This window comes from Ruegeria alba (assembly GCF_022321465.1).
Taxonomy (GTDB): Bacteria; Pseudomonadota; Alphaproteobacteria; order Rhodobacterales; family Rhodobacteraceae; genus Ruegeria_B; species Ruegeria_B alba.
The window spans coordinates 32,396-49,135 of sequence record NZ_JAKOEM010000009.1 but is presented as its reverse complement, the minus strand read 5'-3'; the positions used below and the strand labels follow the sequence as shown (position 1 = coordinate 49,135).

Genomic DNA, 16,740 nt, shown 5'->3' with positions numbered 1-16,740 from the left:
CTCCGAATTTTGCACCGGGGGCAGCGCCCCCTGCACCCCTTCAGAGCAAGGAAAGGAACTGGTCGATCTGATCCGTTCCGATAGACCAGTCGCAGACCATGCGACAGGCCAGCATCTCGCTCTCGTCCGCGCCCTCCAGTTCCGCACCCCACAGGTGATAGGACGCGCCCGCACCCATCAGGCGCCGATGGGTCGCGCGTGGGAAGCTGGCAAAGACGATATTGGCCTGCGGCTCGTGCAGGAACGTTGCCCCCGACGCCCGCAGCCCCTCGACCAGGCGGGCGCAATTGTCATTGGCCCGCCGCGCCGAGCGCAGCCAGAGATCGTTGGTCAGATAGGCCTCCATCTGTGCCGACAGATAGCGGTGTTTCGAAAAGAGATGCGCGCCGCGCTTGCGGCGCAGCTCGAATTCCCAGGCATGTTTCGGGTCGAAGAAGATCACCGCCTCAACCCCCATGCAGCCGTTCTTGGTGCCGCCAAAGCTGACCGCGTCCACGCCTGCTTTCCAGGTCATTTCAGCGGGCGAGGCGTTGAGCGCGACCAGCGCATTGGCAAAGCGGGCGCCATCCAGATGCACCGGCAGACCGTACTCCTTGGCCACACCGCAAAGCGCCTGCAACTCGGCGATGGAATAGACGCCGCCGCGTTCGGTCACCTGGGTGATCGAGACCGGGCCGCGCTGCGGCCCGTGCACGCCACGGGTCTCTTCGCCCCTGATCGAGGCGCGCAGCGCTTCGGGTGTCATACGGTCGCCGTCGGGCACCAGGGTCAGCTTGGCGCCGCCCGAGTAGAATTCAGGCGCGTTGCACTCATCCTCGTGGATATGGGCCACGGGCGAGCAGAAAATCGTCTGCCAGGGCTGTGACAGGGTGGCGAGTGCCAGCGAGTTGGCCGCCGTCCCGGTTGCCACCAGATAGACCGCCGCGTCTGGCGCCTCGAAAATTCGACGAATTTTCTCCTGCACCGCCTGCATCTGTGCGTCGGCCCCATAGGCCATGGCATAGCCCTGATTGGCCTCGGTCAGGGCCGCCAGGATCTCGGGATGGACGGGACCGGAATTGTCAGAGGCAAAGAACATCAGATCGGCTCCTCGATGATATGGTCTTCCCAGTCTTCTTCTGGTGTTTCAAACTCGGATACGGTGATGCCGCGCACCGATACGCCCGCGCGATGCACGCTCTCGGGATCGCCCGAGATCAGCGGGTGCCAGTCGTAAAGCGGCTTGCCCTCCCACAGCAACCGATAGGCGCAGGTGCGGGGCATCCAATAGGCGTGGCTGTCCAGATTGTCGGGAGTCAGCACGATGCAATCGGGTACGAACTGGTGACGGATCGGGTATTGCGTGCAATGGCAGCTCTCGTCATCCAGCAGCCGGCAGGCGACCCGGGTCAGCTCGACCTCGCCGGTTTCCTCGTCCTCAAGCTTGTTGAGGCAGCATTTGCCGCAACCGTCGCACAGCGCCTCCCATTCGGTCTTGTTCAGCCGCGCCAGCGGCTTGCGCTCCCAGAAACGCGGGCGCAGCCCGTTGCGGTCGATCGGATCCTTCATAGGTCGGCCAGGATGTCGCGGGCGCGGCCGCAATCGGCGTCCATCTGCGCGATAAGGGCGTCGAGCCCGTCAAAGGTCATTTCGGGGCGCAGGTAGTCGACCAGCCCAACGCTCAGGGTGGCGCCATAAAGATCGCCGGAGAAATCGAACAGGAAAGTTTCGATATTGGGTTGCTCGCCGTTGAACATCGGCCGTACCCCGACCGAAGCAGCACCGCGATAGCTGCCCTTGTGCGGTCCGTCCAGCACGTCGACCAGCACCGCATAGACGCCGAACCGGGGCGGATGCAGGCCGTCGATGGACATGTTTGCGGTGGGAAAGCCCAACTCGCGACCGCGCTGCTCGCCACCGATCACTTCGCCCTCGATCCGGTGCCAATGGCCCAGCATGGCAGCGGCGTCGCGCGGGCGGCCCTCGCTCAGGGCGGTGCGGATCGCGGTCGACGAGATCACGCGCTCGGTCTGTTCCAGGAGCGGCGCGACGGTGACGCCGAAGCCCATTTCCTGACCAAACCGGACCATGTCGGCGGCGTTGCCGCTGCGGGCCTTGCCGAAACAGAAATCGGCACCGATCACGACATGAGCCAGGCCCAGCCCGTCGCAGATGACGCTGCGCGCGAACTCTTCAGGTGTCAGCCCGGCCAGCGCGGCGTTGAAAGGCAACTCGTACAACCGTTCGACACCCAGTTTTTGCAGCCGATGCGCGCGTGCCGGGCCACGCATCAGGCGAAAGGGCGGACTGTCGGGGGCGAAATACTCGCGCGGATGTGGCTCGAAGGTCATCACGCCAAGCGGTACGTCGGGCGCGGCCTGCCGCGCCAGCTCGATCACCGAGCGATGCCCGATATGCACACCATCGAAATTGCCGATGGCGACACTGGCGCCCCGGTCGGCAGGTTCGACGAATTTGTAATCCCGAATGATCCGCATGGCAGCAGGCCTAGCGTCCCGCGACGGCGGGATCAAGCGCTGCTTGCCGGAACCGGATCGGCAACGCATACTCCGGGACCGGCGGGGGTGTTTTCGTCCCACCCGACAGGAGTTACAATCGGATGCAAACTCTGTTCCAACTGCCGGTCCCGGTTGCGGCGTTCGTGTTCGTTGCGGCAACGCTGGTGCTGGCATTATCGGCCTATGGGCTGACCCGGGCGATACTGTGCCGCTCGGGTGAGGCAAAGTCCGACCTGGCCGGCCCTATCTTTACCCGTGTCGGGGCGTTGCATGCACTGATCCTGGCGCTGGTTTTCGCACAGGAACTGATCAATGTGCGCGACATCAGCACCGCCAGCGCGCGTGAGGCGGTTCTGGTGGGGGACGCGTTCTATGATCTCAAGCGCTATGATCCGGAGGAAACGCTGCCGATCCGCAAGGACCTGGCGGGTTATGTGCGTCTTGTCCTTGAGCAGGAATGGGACAGCCTTGCAGAGGCGGATATCCTCTCTCCCGAGGCCTGGGCGGCCTGGGAAAGGGCCTATGTCGGGGCCTTGGAACTGGAACCCGCGACGGATCGGCAGAACGTGCTGAAGGGTATCGTCGTCGACCACCTGCGCGAGGTGTCCGGTTTGCGGCGATTGCGCGAGAACGCGGCGATCGCCAATGTACAGGACCTGTTCATGATGGCTGCGGTTGCCGGGCTGGTCCTGACATCTGCGGGCCTGTTCACCCATGCGCCGAACACGCACAACATCTTTCTGTTGTCGATCTTCGCGGCCTATACCGGCTTGATCGTGTTCTTTGTGGTCGCCTTTGCCAATCCCTATCACGCGCCGGGCATGGTGATGCCAACGGGATTTGAAAATCTGTTCATGGGAGAGCTGGCCGAGCTTGGCCGATGACGTCGCCGAGACGCACAAGAAAACACCGCAGCACCAGAGGTGCTGCGGTTTTAATCGACAGCAGTCGGGTTCAGTCGAACTTGCGCGAGGGGGCCAGCACCATCGCCTCGCCCACCAGCACCTTTTTGCCATCGACGGCGCAATGGCAGTCCAGCTTGACCCGGCGCTTGGCAAAGTCGATGTCGATCACCTTGACCTCGGCATAGACGGTGTCGCCGGGGCGCACGGGCGCGAGGAACTTCAGCGACTGGCCCATGTAGACCGTGCCATGTCCCGGCAATTGCTCGCCGATCACCGCCGAGATCAGCCCGGCGGTCAGCATGCCATGGGCGATACGCCCCTCAAAGATGGTGTCGCGGGCGTATTCGTCGTCCAGATGCACCGGATTGCGGTCGGTCGAGACCTGGGCGAACATCTCGATATCCTCGTCGGTGACCTGCTTGCGCAGGTACCGGGTCATGCCCATCTCGATATCTTCGATACAGATCGTTCCGCGCGGCAGATTGTCCAACATGTCACCCTCTCTATCCAGGCGATGGAGCAACTTTGAGCAAGTCTCCACCTGAGTTTGGCAACTTTATTACTTTGCAGGTGCAGAAAATCAAGTCCTTTCTGCTCAGCGCAGTTGTCCAATAGTATAGGTTGGGGTCCGGTTTTCCCTGTTCAGATAGGCTGTTAGCGCTTTGGGGTCGGGGCTGAGGCCAGTTTTGGTTTCCGATGCGGCCAGGCCGCCCGAGATGAAGAGGGAATCAATCCCTTCGCCCATCGCCCCGGCGACATCGGTCTGGATACCATCACCGATTGCCAGGATCTCTCCATCGCCCACATCCTGGCCCAGCGCGGTCAGCCGACGGCGGGCCAGATCATAGATCGGCGGGTGCGGTTTACCGAAATAGAGGCTCTCGCCCCCCATCTCGGTGTAAAGCCGCGCCAGCGCCCCGGCGCACCATTCGCGGATTTCGCCGCGGTCGACCACGATATCGGGATTGGCGCAGAGCAGCTTCATCCCCTTGGTCTTGGCATAGAGGAAATCGGGTCGGTTCACCTCGGGGTCGGCCATCGGATCGAAGGGGCCGCAGCAGACGATGCCCTCGGCCTCTTGCAGGGGCACGCGGGTGATCTCGACCGGGTTGTCGAGCAGCTTGAGCGGCTCGAAGAATCCTGCATCGCGGTCCCATTCGCCCATGAAATAGACCTTTTGCCCAACCGCGCCCCGGAACATGGCGGATCGGGCACTGTCGCCGCTGGTGGCGATGGTGTCATAGGCGTCCTGCGGCACGCCAAACTGGGTCAGCTGCGTCGCCACGCCCGCGCGCGGCTTGGGCGAGTTGGTGACCAGCACCACGATGCCGCCCGCCGCGCGATAGGTCTGCAACGCGGCGACCGCCTCGGGATAGGCAGTCACCCCGTTATGGACACAGCCCCACAGATCGACGAACAGCGCGCGATATCGGTCGGAGATGTCGGAGAGGGCGTTGATGATCTGGGTCATGTCGAGGTCCGGCTTTGTAACTGTCGCAGGCCGTGTATGCCGCATGTGCCGGACGATGACCATGGGCAAGCGCTGAGCATCAGGTGCGAAAGCTTTCCAGCCGCCGCCCGGTGCGGCGCGTCATCACACGGCGGAGCGCGGTGGCATCGCCATACCCGACCCGATGCGCGACCTGTTCCAGGCTCAGCCCGCCCGCACGATATAGGCGGATCGCTTCGGTCACCCGCAGGGTCTGGGCAAACTCGCTCGGGGTCATGCCCGCGACCCGCGACAGGCGGCGGGCAAAGGTGCGCGCGCCCAGCCCGGCGGCCTCGGCCAGTTCGGCCAGCGGCACCTGCCGGGCAATATGGCGGCGCAGGTACAACTCGACCCGTTGCAGCGCCGGATCACCCGCCACCAGCGTCGCCACCGACAGATAGGGCAGTTGGCTGGGTCGGCTGTCAGCCAGCAGAAAGCGGCGGCAATCCTCGGCCAGGGCATAACCGGCCTGTGTCTCGATCAGGTGCAGCATCAGGTCGATCTGGGCAAAGGAGGCCCCCGCCGTCACCAGCGCCCCATCGCTGCACAGCACCTCGCCCATCTCGACCCGGACCTTGGGGAACCATGAGCGCAAAAGTGGCGCCAGCCACCAGGTGGTGGTGACACGTCGCCCATCCAGAAGTCCCGCCGCCGCCAGTGCAAAAACGCCAGAACAGGCGCTGGCGATGCGGGTGCCGGGCCGGGCAAGGTGGTGCAACGCATCCGTCAGTATGGCAAAGCCCGACCCGTTCATCGCGGTGCGCAACTCTTGCGCCGAGGCAAGCCCCATGCCCGGCAGCAGCACCAACTCGGGCCTGGGTGTTTCAGGGCTGACCGCCTCGGGTCGCAGGGTGCGCCAGCGAAATGGCGCCGGCTCGCCGCGCAACGCGGCCACGCGGTTGGCGCTGTCCAGCATGTCCTCGGCGATAGCCAGGCTCGACCGCTGGCAGGGGGTTGGATGCAGCAGAAGGACGTCCATGGCGAGTTGTCCATTTTGGCTTGATTAATGTCATTTGTGACACTAGCGACCTGTGAGCCACGCGTCCATCCTGTGCCGTGACACCGACACAAGGAGACCAGAATGACACTTACAGGCGGATGTTATTGCGGCGCGCTGCGCTACGAGGCCGAGGGCGCGCCAATGCTCAAGGCACAATGCCATTGCCGCGCCTGCCAGACCTATTCGGGCGGCGCGCCCAACCTGTTCATGGTGATGCCCGCCGCTGGCTTTCGTTATGTCAAAGGCACGCCCAAGAGTTTTCGGCTGGAGGACCGGCCCGACCGCGTGACCCGCGATTTCTGCGCCACCTGCGGCACCGGGGTCGCCTCGCACCGGCCCGGCCTGCCAGCGGTGATCCTCAAGATCGGCACGCTGGACGACCCCGCGGTGTTCAAGGGGCCCAAGGCAGCGGTATTCGCCGCCGAGAAACAGGCGTTTCACATCATTCCCGAGGGCGTACACGCCTTTGACGGGCTACCCCCCGCTTAGCAGGGAGCTATCCCGCCGGGTCAGATCACAGCGCGATGCGGAACCGGGCGAACCCGTCCGGCCCATCGCCCGCGGCCTCGATCTTCACACCTTTTATCCCGTCGGCATATTGCGCGGCGGCCGGCCCGGTGTCGAACAGGACCGAGGTGCCGGGCAGGGGCGCAAACGACCAGTTCGCATCGGCGCTGGGATTGATCGTGCCTTGTTCGACAATATAGCGCACGATCACGTCCCGGTTGGTGTCCGGTCCCTCGAAAATCACAGTATCCGGCGAGGCGCCCGGGAAGCTTCCGCCGCCGCTGGCACGGTAGTTGTTTGTTGCGACCACGAATTCCATGTCATCCGTCACCGGCTTGCCATTGAAGGACAGGTTGACGATGCGTTGCGCCTCGGGATTGACCATGTCGCCCTTGGCGGTAAAGCGCGACGGCTGGCTGAGGTCGATCTGATAGGTCACACCGTCGATCACGTCGAAATTGTAGGACGGGAAATCGGGGTTCAGCAGAACCTGGTCGGCCGCGCCCGGAGTGATCTGGTTGAAGATCCCGGCAGACCGTTCCAGCCAGCCCCGCAGCTGCACCCCGTTCACCCGCACGGCGCGCACCGTGTTGGGGTAAAGGTAGAGGTCCGCCACGTTGCGGATCGCCACGTCGCCCACCGGGACATCAGTGTAATACTGCGGCCCGCCGCGCCCGCCCGCCTTGAACGGCGCTGCGGCCGACAGAATGGGCAGGCCCTCGTGCTCGGTCCCCTTCATCATCTCGCCAATGTACCAGGTCTGGGCAATCGACACGATCTGCACCGAGGGGTCATCGGCCACCAAAGCGAAATAGCTGTGCAGCGCTGCGTCGGTCTTGCCCACCGGGCGGCGGACATAGGCTAGTGTCGCCTCATGCTCGGCGCTGGCAGCCTCTTCGACCTTGGCAACACTTTCGACCAGCGGCGTGATCGACCGGTCCTCGTTGCGCTTCGAGATCGGGCGCGCCTCGGCGGTATGGGCCACGATGCGCCATGCCCCGCCGTCACGTTCCAGCATCAGATCGATCAGCCCCATGTGAGAGCCCCAGAAGCCGCCCATGGTCGCAGGTTTGCCCATGATGGTTCCGGCAGCCGAGTCGACGCCCGCGGTCCCTTCATATTGCGGGCCGGGGAAGACGCGGTGATGATGGCCGGTCAGGATCGCGTCGATCCCGTCGACGGCGGCCAGCGGAACGGCGGCGTTTTCCTGTCCGTCCACATGATTGGCCTCGCCGATGCCCGAATGGCACAGCGCGATGACGATATCCGCGCCCTCTTCCTTCATTTGCGGCACATAGGCCCGGGCGGTGTCCACGATGTCACGCGCGACGACATTGTTCTCCAGATGCCGCCGGTCCCAGTTCATCACCTGTGGCGGCACAAAACCGATCAGACCGATCCGGATAGGATGGGGTGTCCCGTCGCCGTCGATGACCTCGCGATCCAGGATGACATAGGGCGGCAACAGCGTCTTGTCCTCGCGCGGGGAGCTGCCCGCCTCGCGGGCGATATTGGCGCAGACAACCGGGAAATTCGCGCCCGCCAGAGATTTTGTCAGGAAATCCAGACCATAGTTGAACTCGTGATTGCCCAGCGTCGATCCGTCGAACCCCAGCGTATTCATCGCGGTGATGATCGGATGGCTGTCGCCCTCGGCCATGCCGCGTTCATAGGCGATGTAATCGCCCATCGGGTTGCCTTGCAGGAAATCGCCGTTGTCGATCAGCAGCGAATTGGTGCTTTCGTCCCGGATCGACTGGATCAGCGCGGCTGTGCGCGACAGGCCCACGGTGTCGATCGGTTTGTCGGCGTAATAGTCATAGGGATAGACATGCACATGAAGGTCCGTCGTCTCCATGATCCGCAAATGGGCCTGCATGCCGGAGGCCCGCGCCGAGAACGGATGCAGCGCGATAAAGCCGGCGGTTGCGCCGATAAAGGAACGGCGGTCAAGGAGAAGCGGCATTTCAGTACCTCCGGTTATTGAAAATGAATCATGAATTCTAAAGGTCGGAGCATTGAACCCCGCCAGCACGCAGAGATCGGACAGCCTGATTCCCGATGGTGCTGAACAAAGTGTCTCATTATAGCGGCCACAAAAAAAGGGCGCGTATCCGCGCCCTTTCCCCGGTTTGAACCGGTTCGACAGAAGTGGCCGTCAGACCTTGAGGTTCGGAATGATCTGCTTCTTGCGGCTCATGATGCCGGGCAGGACAACCGTGTCGCCCGAGACCGAGGCGCCAAAGCTCTTTTCGGCAACCGTCTTGACCAGATCGTTGGGCACCAGCAGCGTGGCTTCCTCGTTCAGGATGTCGATCACGAACAGCAGCACCTGGTCGGCGCCGTCTTCCTTGGCCACGTCGATCATCGAGGCCATCAGGCTGTCCTTGCGGTCCAGCAGAACCTTGGGCGCGGTGGTCTCCAGAACCGAGACCCGGAATTCCTTGCCGTCGACGTTGTATTCTTTCGAGTCCATCCGCAGCAGTTCGGCATCCGAGAAGGACGACACGTCCGACTTGGCCGCGAACATCTCGGCGGCATAAGAGGGGATGTCGATGCCCAGATCGGCGGCCAGCTTCTCGGCCACGGCGCGGTCGTGCTCGGTGGTGGTGGGCGAGCGGAACTCCAGCGTGTCGCTGAGGATACAGGTCAGCGCCGCGCCCTTGACCGCGTCGGGCATGCGCGCGGCATCGTCGCCCATCAGGTCGACCATGATGGTGGCGGTGCAGGCCAGCGGGCGCAGCGTGATGTCGATCGGGCCTTTGGTCTTCAGCCCGCCGATCAGCGCGTGATGGTCGATGATCTGGCGGATATCGGCGTCGTTGACGCTGGCCGGCAGTTCGGCGGGGTTGTTGGTGTCAACGATCACCACCGGGGCACCTGCGTCCACGTCCGAGATGATCTCGGGCTTGTCGAAGCCCCAGCGGCTCAGCATGAAGGCCGCTTCGGTGTTGGGTTCGCCCAGCAGCACCGGTTTGGCGGCCTGGCCCTTCACCTCGGTCAGATACCAGGCCCAGACGATGGGCGAGCCGGTGGAATCGGTGTCGGGGGATTTGTGGCCGAATACCTGAATGGTCATGTCTCTATCCTGCGCATGGTCGAATTTGCGCGCCTTATAGGGGCGCGGGCCGGGCTTGTCACGGGGCGCTGTGCGGCCTGCGACCCTTGGTCTATCCCCGTATCAGAACGCCACCCGGTTCAGGCTGTAACCCGCCTCGGCCAACAGGTTCAGCAGACCCTGTTGTCCATGCAGATGCGCGGCCCCCACCGCGATCACGGCGGTCTGGTCGCGGATGTCCAGAACATGACGCATCCAGTTGCGGTTGCGCCCCTCGACCAGTTCCAGCATGAAACTGTCCCAGAGCGGGGCGAATTCCTCGGGCGTCAAACCGCTGCGCGCCATCGCATCGCGTCGCGAGAACTCCATGAACTCGGCATGGCGCTCTTCGAAATAGATCGCGCTCAGTGTTGCCAGTTGGTCGGCATCGGCGCCCAGCATGGCCGAGAACATGTCCAGTTCGCGGGCCTGCTGTTCGATCGGGGTGGCGGTGAACAGCGCCAATAGCTCGGCACCGGTCTCCAGCGAGTGCTGCGGCAGGCCATGGCTGTCGGCCAGGGCCGCAAGCCGGCGATCCATGCCTTGCCGCGCTTCGGGGTCGCGCAGCAGGCAGGGCGGCAGCGAAAGAATCGAGCCCAGCACCCAGGGTTGCATCTTGGCCCCCATCCAGCCGGGCACATTCCGTTCGGCGAGGGCGCGGGAGATCCGGTTCCATCCCTCCTCGCTCATCAACTCGATCAGGGTGGGGCCTTCGGTGATCAGCGCCACCTTGGGGTTGCCCATCACCTCGCGCTCGAACGCGGCCAGATCGGAGCTGTTCAGTTCGAACCAGGCCGCATCGGCGCCTGCAATCACCGGTTTCAGCCTTTCGATGGCAGGCCCCATGCGCGGGTCGTTGACATGCAGGGTGCCGATCAGGTGCAGCACGGTATCGCCCCGGGTCGCGACCCAATGATTGCCCTCGGGATAGGGGATCGCGGCTGCGGCCTGCTCCATCTCGGCGCGGATCTCGCCCGGCAGATCGTCACGCAGATCGTGGCCATCGCAAGCGGCCTGCGCTGCCAATGGCATCAGGAGAAGCAGCAGCACAGAGAGAAAACGCATCCCAAGCCCCCGCAAAGGTCAGAAATCGGCCCGGCTGAGGCTGTAGCCCTGTCGTTTCAGCAGGTTCAGAATACCGGTCTTGCCCGGCAGATGGGCAGCCCCCACCGCGACCACCAGAACCGGAACGTCCGCGCGCAGGATCACGGGCATCCAGGCCCGGTTGCGTCGGTCCAGGATATGGGCGTCGAACTGGCGCAGCAGACGCGCGACCTCGCTGCGCGACACCTTGAGGTCGCGGTAGAGTGTCCAGCTTTCGATCAGCATAGCCTCGGCCAGGCGCTGTTCGAAATAGGCATTGGCCATGGTGACGACCTGGTCGTCGTAGTTCAACTCGCTCTTGAGATCGAGCAGCAGCAGCTGGATCTGGTCACGGATCGGGATCGCCGACAGTGCCCGCATTCCGTCGCCCACATTCTCGAGAGAACCGATCGGCACCTTGGCCCGGATCGCGGTCTTTTCGATGCGGTCATCCAGGCCCTGATAGGCGAACAACCCGCGCCCGCCGCAGCCCGAAGTAGACAGGCTCATCGAGATGAACCAGGGCTGCATCCGCGCCAGCATCCGCTCGTCGACCCCGTGCATGGCCATCTTGACGCTGAGCAGGCGCCAGTCCTCGGCGCGCATCATCTCGTTCAGGCCGGGACCCTTGGGAATTGTGAGAAGACCCGGCGTGCTGCGCAACACGCTGTCGAGCGTGGCCAGTTTCTGCTGCGTCACCTCCAGCAGTACCGCATCGGCCGACCGGATCACCGGTGTCAGGCTGCGCATCGCCGCCCGCATCCGGCTGTCCCCTGTGTGCTGAGTGCCGATGACATGGATGCGGCGGTTGCCTTTGGTTGCGACCCAATGATTGCCGTAGGCAAAGGGAACCTGCTTGATCTCGCGCGCCAGCCGTGCCTCTGCCTCGGGCGTCAGCCGGTCGCGCATGTCAGTGCCGGTGCAGCGGGCTGCTGCCCCACCTGCGGCCAACAGGCAGAGGCAGATCAAAAACACGCGAAACATGACAAGGCTCCTGCAATTTCCGGCTGTCTCCACAGCTAGGCCGCCCGGGTCGGGGGGACAACCCCGGGGCAGGGGGGCGATTGTATTGCCGCTGCGATGTGCCTAGCGTGCAACCATGCAACGCGAACAAGATCTCTATCCTCCGCTCAAGGCGGTGTTCGAGCGGCAGGGATATGTCGTCAAGGGCGAGGTGGGCGCGGCCGACCTGGTCGCGCGCCGGGGGGACGAACCGCCGGTTATTGTCGAGATGAAGCTGCGGTTCTCGCTGTCGCTGTTTCATCAGGCTGTCTCACGGCTCGCGCTCAGCGACAGTGTCTATGTCGCCGTGCCGCGCCCGACCGGGCGCACGGCCCGGCGGGCATTGCGGGACAATCTGGCGCTGTGCCGGCGGCTGGGTCTTGGCCTGATCACCCTGCGTGCAGATGGCCGGGTCGAGGTGCATTGCGATCCCGGTCCCTATCGTCCGCGCAAGTCGAAGGCGCGCGAGGGACGGCTGCTGCGCGAGTTCGAAAGGCTGGAGGGAGACCCGAACGCGGGCGGCGCCACCCGCCACGGCATTGTCACCGCCTATCGCCAGGACGCGCTGCGTTGCGCGGCCTGGCTGGCGGAACAGGGCGCGTCACGCGGCGCCGATGTGGCGCGCGCAACCGGTGTTTCCGCCGCGACGCGGCTGATGCGGGACAATCACTATGGCTGGTTCGCGCGGCTCGAAAAGGGGGTCTATGCCCTGACCGAGGCCGGCCGCGCCGGGCTGGTCCACTGGGCCTATAGCTGGGATCAGGAGGACGCGGCGGGCATGTCCGAGGCAAAGACCGGCTCGGGATAACCCACCCGCGCCAGATAAAGGCCCTGCGGCGGGCAGACCGGCCCACAGGCGGCGCGATCGCGCGCCTCCAGCGCGCGGCGCACATCCTCGGGCGCCCAGGCCCCGGCGCCCACGCGCTCCAGCGTGCCCACGAAACTGCGCACCTGGTTGTGCAGGAACGAGCGCGCGCGCACGTGGAACCGGATCTCGGGGCCGGAGAAACTCTCCACCTCCTCGACACGCAATTCGTCCAGCGTCTTGACCGGGCTGGCGGCCTGGCAGATCGACGAGCGGAAGGTGGTGAAATCGTGCCGCCCCAGCAACAGGTCGGCGGCGGCCTGCATGGCGCGCGCGTCCAGCCGGTGCCCGATCTGCCAGACCAGCCCGGCATCATGGGTCGCCGGCGCCCGCCGCATCAGCAGGCGGAACAGATATTGCCGCTCGGTGGCCGAAAAGCGGGCATGCCAGTCCTCGGCCACCCGTGCGGCGGCGGTGATCGCCACCGGTTGCGGTTTCAGGTGCCAGTTCAGCGCCTCGGACAGGCGAAAGGGATCCCAGTCGCGGGTCAGGTCACAATGGGCCACCTGGCCCAACCCGTGCACGCCGGCATCGGTGCGCCCGGCGGCAGCGATGGTATGGGGGCCGGGTTCGAGCCGCGCCAGTGCCGCCTCGATGGCGCCCTGCACCGAGGGCAGGTCCTTTTGCCGCTGCCAACCAGCAAACGGGGCGCCCAGATATTCGACTTTCAATGCATAGCGTGGCATGGCCGCGCTGGTACCCCGCGCCCGCCGTCCTGTCCAGTGGGGGCGCTGCCCCCGTCGCCGCAAGCGGCGACTCTCCCGGAGTATTTAGGGCGGAATGAAGCAAGGGGTGTTTGGGCTTCTTTCTGGTCGGAAATACTCCGGAGCGCGAGGCGGAGCCTCGCAAAAAACATCGCGACCCTAGCAACCGGGCGGCGCTCTCTTTATCTTGGCGGGGAAACAGGCAGGGGCAGAACTTGGTCATCACCTCCTTCGCAGACCGCGTGATGCGCGGCGTCGAGACCGTTTCGGATACGCTGAGCGAGGCGCTGTTCGAGCCGGTGATCCGGCTGGGCGTGACCGGACTTGCGCGCTCGGGCAAGACCGTGTTCATCACCTCGCTGGTCGCCAACCTGCTCGACCGGGGCCGGATGCCCGGCCTTGTCGCGGCGCAGGAGGGGCGGATCGAGGCCGCCTTCCTGCAACCCCAGCCTGACGACACCGTGCCGCGCTTTGACTACGAGACGCATCTGGCGGCATTGACCGGCCCCGCGCCGCACTGGCCCGACAGCACCCGCGCGGTAAGCGAGCTGCGCTTGTCGCTCAGGGTGCGGCCCGGAGGTTTGCTGGGCGGCTTGCAGGGGCCGCGCACGGTGCATCTGGATATCGTGGATTATCCAGGTGAATGGCTGCTCGATCTGGGTCTGATGGACAAGAGCTATGAAGACTGGTCGGCCGACGTGCTGGCGCGGATCGGGAGCCGTTCCCAGGCAAAGGCCTATCTGGCGGCGCTGGGTCCCGTGGACCCGACCGCGCGCCATGACGAGCCCCTGGCGCAGGAGCTCGCACGGAGCTTTACTGCCTATCTGGAGGCGGCACGCGGCGCGGGGTTTTCCGACTGCACACCGGGGCGCTTCCTGCTGCCCGGCGATCTGGCCGGTTCGCCGGTGCTGACCTTTGCGCCGTTGCCGGTGACGGGCGCCGCGCCGCGCCGGTCGCTGCACCGGGAAATGGCGCGCCGGTTCGAGGCCTACAAGGCGCGGGTGGTGCGCCCGTTCTTTCGCGATCATTTCGCTCGTATCGACCGGCAGGTGGTGCTGGTCGATGCGCTGGGCGCCATTCACAAGGGTCCGCAGGCGGTCGAGGACATGCGCCTTGCGATGGCCGATATCCTGGGTGCCTTCCGGCCTGGCCGCAATGCCTGGCTGAACCGGCTGCTGCTGGGTCGCCGGGTGGACCGGATCCTGTTTGCCGCCACCAAGGCGGATCACCTGCACCACAAGCAGCACCCGCAGCTGACCGCGATCATCGAGGCGCTGACCCGTGAGGCGCGCGATCGGGCGCAGTTCGCCGGAGCCGAGACCGCCGCACTGGCGCTTGCTTCTCTGCGCGTCACCACCGAGGAGATGCGCGCGCATGACGGGCGCGACTTGCCTTGCGTGCGGGGCACCCTGCTGGAGGATGGACGGCAGGCCGCTTTCTATCCCGGTGCCTTGCCCGAGGATCCGGGCCAGTTGCTGAGCCCGGCCCGCGCCGGGGCCGAGGCCTGGCTGGGCGCTGGGTTCCAGGCAATGAGCTTTGCCCCCGCGCCGCTGCAACTGAAACCGGGCGACGGGCCGCCGCATATCCGGCTGGACCGGGCGGCGCAGTTCCTGTTCGGGGACCGGCTATGAGCGCGGTGCTGCGCCCGGCCCGGCCCGGCGACGCCGAGGCGACCGGAGACATCCTCTATCGGTTTGCGCAGGACACGCCCTGGATGCCCAAGCTCTATGAACGGGCCGAGACCGTGGGTTTTTGCGGTATCATGATCGGGCGTGGCTGGGTGAGTGTTGCGGTCCTCGGAGGGCAGGTCGCGGGGTTCATCGCCCGTGACGGGCAGGAGATCTGTTCGCTCTACCTTGCAAAAGCGGCGCAGGGACAGGGGCTGGGCGCGGCGCTGTTGGGGAATGCGATGGAGCGGAGCGACCGGTTGGAACTCTGGACATTCCAGCAAAATACCAGGGCGCAGCGTTTCTATGCGCGGCACGGCTTTGTCGAGGCCGCCCGTACCGATGGCGCGGGCAACGAAGAGCGCCTGCCCGATATCCGTTATGAATGGAGGCGGTCATGACCCAGGGCCCGGTCCTGTTCGACCTGAAGGACGAGAAAACGCCGCCGCCCCCGGTGGCCGAGGCGCTGCCGGTGCCCGATACGGATCGCCCGCAGGGTGCGGCCATGCAGGCCGCCGCCCGCGTGGCGGCGCGGCGTCCTTCGCGGCTGGCGCGTTGGTTCTGGGGTCTGGCCGCTGCGCTTCTGGGGGCGGTGATCTCGGTCGCGGCCTGGGATTTCGTTACCGGGCTAATGGACCGTGTCCCGGTTCTGGGTTGGGCGGTGACCGCGCTGCTGGCAGGTTTTGTGCTGGTGGCGTTGCTGATCGCGCTGCGGGAGCTGGCGGCGATCGGACGGCTGGGCCGGGTCGACGGGCTGCGCCGCGCCGCCGATGCGGCGCTGGCCGAGAACGATCTGGCGCAGGCGCGCGCGGTCTGTCAGCGGCTGGATCGGTTCTATCGCGGGCGTGAAGAGACCCGTTGGGGCCGCGAACGGTTGGCCGAACGCGCGGAGGAGCAGTTCGAGGCGCGTGACCTGCTGGCGCTGGCCGAGGACAGCCTGCTGGCCCCGCTGGACGCCGAGGCGCAGCGCGAGGTCGAGGCGGCGGCGCGCCGGGTGGCCACCGTCACCGCACTGGTGCCGCTGGCGCTGGCCGATGTGGTCGCCGCGCTGGCCTCTTCGCTCAGGATGATCCGGCGGGTGGCCGAGATTTATGGAGGTCGGTCCGGCGTGCTGGGCAGCTGGCGACTGACCCGCGCAGTGATGGCGCATCTGGTGGCAACCGGCGCGGTTGCGGTGGGCGATGACCTGTTGGAACCGGTGCTGGGCGGTTCGGTCCTGAGTAAACTGTCGCGCCGGTTCGGCGAGGGTCTGGTGAACGGAGCGCTCACCGCGCGGGTGGGCGTCGCGGCGATGGAGGTTTGCCGACCCCTGCCGTTTTCGGCGCGGCGCCGGCCTTCGGTCCGGGGCGTGGTGCGCCGCGCCCTGACGGGAATTGTCAGCAAGGCCAATGGCTGACTTCAGGTGGTAAGGGGGCGCTGCCCCCGCCTACAAAATTCGTCGAATTTTGTAGGCCCCCCCGGAGTATTTGGTGCGAAATGAAGACAGGCTCAGAGGAGCGAGGGCACGTCGTCCGGTTTCTGGCGCATCGAGGTCAGACCCATTTTCAGCCCGTGGCCGATCCGGTCGGCCAGCGCCCCCCAGCGGGTGGCGGTGTCTGCGGCAAGCTCTTGGGTCAGAACCTCGTGAAAGAGTGAAAGCCAGAGCGGGAAATGATCGGGCCGGATATCGGGGCGCGCGACATGCACCCGCATCGGGTTGCCGTCATAGCAGCGCTCTTTCAGGATGGCATTGCGCCAGAAAGCGGCGATGCGCGCCTCGTGCGCGGGCCAGTCGCGCACATGGGCGGCGAAGACCGGGCCCAGTTCGCCATGGGCGCGGATGCGGGCATAGAAGACCTTCACGACGCGGTCGATCTGGTGGTCGGTGATCTGGAACAGGGGCAGGGGGCTGGGCATTGGCGTCTCTTTTCTGACTGTTAAAGT

18 protein-coding genes are annotated in these 16,740 nt (G+C 65.3%); 6 read left to right on the top strand and 12 right to left on the bottom strand.

Annotation, left to right across the window (positions count from 1 at the left end):
• Positions 1–40 precede the first annotated feature (40 nt).
• From MB818_RS11730 to MB818_RS11720, 3 genes are read right to left on the bottom strand one after another with little or no spacing between them, the layout of a single operon-like run.
• Positions 41–1,078, bottom strand: coding sequence for a threonine aldolase family protein (locus tag MB818_RS11730; protein ID WP_238905181.1), 1,038 nt, complete (start codon positions 1,076–1,078; stop codon positions 41–43).
• Complete coding sequence (locus MB818_RS11725) at positions 1,078–1,548, bottom strand: YcgN family cysteine cluster protein (RefSeq protein ID WP_238905179.1); 471 nt, start codon at positions 1,546–1,548, stop codon at positions 1,078–1,080. The genes MB818_RS11730 and MB818_RS11725 overlap by 1 nt, the downstream gene beginning before the upstream one ends.
• Positions 1,545–2,477: a bifunctional riboflavin kinase/FAD synthetase gene (locus tag MB818_RS11720; protein WP_234142971.1), complete on the bottom strand. Its 933-nt coding sequence runs from the start codon at positions 2,475–2,477 to the stop codon at positions 1,545–1,547. The genes MB818_RS11725 and MB818_RS11720 overlap by 4 nt, the downstream gene beginning before the upstream one ends.
• Positions 2,478–2,599: 122 nt before the next feature.
• Here MB818_RS11720 and MB818_RS11715 point away from each other — a divergent pair, with 122 nt between their 5' ends.
• Positions 2,600–3,382, top strand: coding sequence for a bestrophin-like domain (locus tag MB818_RS11715; protein WP_234172656.1), 783 nt, complete (start codon positions 2,600–2,602; stop codon positions 3,380–3,382).
• A 70-nt stretch (positions 3,383–3,452) separates the two neighbouring features.
• On the opposite strand, the gene MB818_RS11710 is transcribed toward MB818_RS11715, so the two are convergent.
• From MB818_RS11710 to MB818_RS11700, 3 genes are all read right to left on the bottom strand, one after another.
• Positions 3,453–3,896 (bottom strand): MaoC family dehydratase, encoded by a 444-nt coding sequence (locus tag MB818_RS11710; protein WP_044028673.1) that lies wholly within the window; start codon positions 3,894–3,896, stop codon positions 3,453–3,455.
• Between the two features lie 102 nt (positions 3,897–3,998).
• Positions 3,999–4,874, bottom strand: coding sequence for a TIGR01459 family HAD-type hydrolase (locus tag MB818_RS11705; RefSeq protein WP_234216920.1), 876 nt, complete (start codon positions 4,872–4,874; stop codon positions 3,999–4,001).
• 79 nt (positions 4,875–4,953) lie between these two features.
• On the bottom strand, positions 4,954–5,871 hold the full coding sequence (locus MB818_RS11700) for a GlxA family transcriptional regulator (RefSeq protein WP_234216919.1): 918 nt from the start codon (positions 5,869–5,871) through the stop codon (positions 4,954–4,956).
• 102 nt (positions 5,872–5,973) lie between these two features.
• On the opposite strand from MB818_RS11700, the gene MB818_RS11695 reads away from it, so the two are divergent.
• A complete protein-coding gene (locus MB818_RS11695; protein WP_238905177.1) occupies positions 5,974–6,381 on the top strand; it encodes a GFA family protein in 408 nt (135 codons plus the stop codon).
• 25 nt (positions 6,382–6,406) lie between these two features.
• Here MB818_RS11695 and MB818_RS11690 read toward each other — a convergent pair whose 3' ends face one another.
• The 4 genes from MB818_RS11690 to MB818_RS11675 all read right to left on the bottom strand — a co-directional run bounded on the left by MB818_RS11690 (position 6,407) and on the right by MB818_RS11675 (position 11,563).
• Entirely contained in the window at positions 6,407–8,365 is a 1,959-nt protein-coding gene (locus tag MB818_RS11690) for a bifunctional 2',3'-cyclic-nucleotide 2'-phosphodiesterase/3'-nucleotidase (RefSeq protein WP_234139790.1), read from the bottom strand.
• A 192-nt stretch (positions 8,366–8,557) separates the two neighbouring features.
• Positions 8,558–9,478, bottom strand: a complete 921-nt coding sequence (locus MB818_RS11685) for a manganese-dependent inorganic pyrophosphatase (protein ID WP_238905175.1) — start codon at positions 9,476–9,478, stop codon at positions 8,558–8,560.
• 102 nt (positions 9,479–9,580) lie between these two features.
• A complete protein-coding gene (locus MB818_RS11680; protein WP_234176623.1) occupies positions 9,581–10,561 on the bottom strand; it encodes a TraB/GumN family protein in 981 nt (326 codons plus the stop codon).
• An 18-nt stretch (positions 10,562–10,579) separates the two neighbouring features.
• A complete protein-coding gene (locus MB818_RS11675; protein ID WP_234216916.1) occupies positions 10,580–11,563 on the bottom strand; it encodes a TraB/GumN family protein in 984 nt (327 codons plus the stop codon).
• 115 nt (positions 11,564–11,678) lie between these two features.
• Between MB818_RS11675 and MB818_RS11670 the strand changes: the two genes are divergently transcribed.
• Complete coding sequence (locus MB818_RS11670) at positions 11,679–12,389, top strand: DUF2161 domain-containing phosphodiesterase (protein WP_234162677.1); 711 nt, start codon at positions 11,679–11,681, stop codon at positions 12,387–12,389.
• On the opposite strand, the gene truA is transcribed toward MB818_RS11670, so the two are convergent.
• Entirely contained in the window at positions 12,341–13,132 is a 792-nt protein-coding gene (gene truA / locus MB818_RS11665; RefSeq protein ID WP_238905174.1) for a tRNA pseudouridine(38-40) synthase TruA, read from the bottom strand. The genes MB818_RS11670 and truA overlap by 49 nt on opposite strands.
• A gap of 233 nt (positions 13,133–13,365) precedes the next feature.
• On the opposite strand from truA, the gene MB818_RS11660 reads away from it, so the two are divergent.
• Genes MB818_RS11660 through MB818_RS11650 form a run of 3 tightly spaced genes read left to right on the top strand, consistent with a single transcriptional unit; the run spans position 13,366 to position 16,213 of the window.
• Positions 13,366–14,781, top strand: coding sequence for a YcjX family GTP-binding protein (locus MB818_RS11660; RefSeq protein WP_238905172.1), 1,416 nt, complete (start codon positions 13,366–13,368; stop codon positions 14,779–14,781).
• Positions 14,778–15,218, top strand: a complete 441-nt coding sequence (locus MB818_RS11655; protein WP_238905170.1) for a GNAT family N-acetyltransferase — start codon at positions 14,778–14,780, stop codon at positions 15,216–15,218. The genes MB818_RS11660 and MB818_RS11655 overlap by 4 nt, the downstream gene beginning before the upstream one ends.
• The gene (locus MB818_RS11650) at positions 15,215–16,213 is read left to right on the top strand and encodes a YcjF family protein (protein ID WP_238905169.1); all 999 of its coding nucleotides are present in this window, start codon (positions 15,215–15,217) and stop codon (positions 16,211–16,213) included. Before MB818_RS11655 ends, MB818_RS11650 begins: the two co-directional genes overlap by 4 nt.
• 92 nt (positions 16,214–16,305) lie before the next feature.
• Here the strand turns inward: MB818_RS11650 and MB818_RS11645 are convergent, their stop codons facing one another.
• On the bottom strand, positions 16,306–16,713 hold the full coding sequence (locus tag MB818_RS11645; RefSeq protein ID WP_238905167.1) for a group III truncated hemoglobin: 408 nt from the start codon (positions 16,711–16,713) through the stop codon (positions 16,306–16,308).
• Positions 16,714–16,740: the final 27 nt, after the last annotated feature.